Raw genomic sequence first — 411 nt, 5'->3', positions numbered from 1 at the left:
TACGGGGGCAGGTTCGTTCCGGAAACATTAATGGCCGCGATAACGGAACTTGAGGAAGTATATGATCGATCCAAAAAAGATCCTGAGTTTCAAAAGCAGCTGAGCTATTATTTGAAGCAGTATATCGGTCGCGAAACTCCTCTCTATTATGCGGAGAATCTTACGAAACTGGCTGGCGGTGCCGATATTTATCTGAAGCGTGAGGACTTGAACCATACCGGAGCACACAAAATCAATAATACGATCGGCCAGGCGTTACTGACTCAGAAAATGGGCAAGAAAAAAGTGATTGCCGAGACGGGGGCAGGGCAGCATGGAGTGGCGACTGCGACAGTTTGCGCTTTGCTGAAGCTGGAGTGCATCATCTTCATGGGAGAAGAAGATATCAGGAGGCAGAAACTGAATGTGTTT

The 411-nt window shown here is 47.4% G+C and carries 1 protein-coding gene; it reads left to right on the top strand.

What is annotated here, in order from left to right; genetic code table 11:
• Window positions 1–411, top strand: a 411-nt coding sequence (locus tag CVN76_RS01980; RefSeq protein ID WP_157805461.1) for a pyridoxal-phosphate dependent enzyme, incomplete at both ends; no start/stop codon positions are given.

This window comes from Bacillus sp. mrc49 (assembly GCF_002803435.1).
Note: the sequence above shows the minus strand (reverse complement) of the source record. Positions and strands in the feature narration are given on the sequence as shown.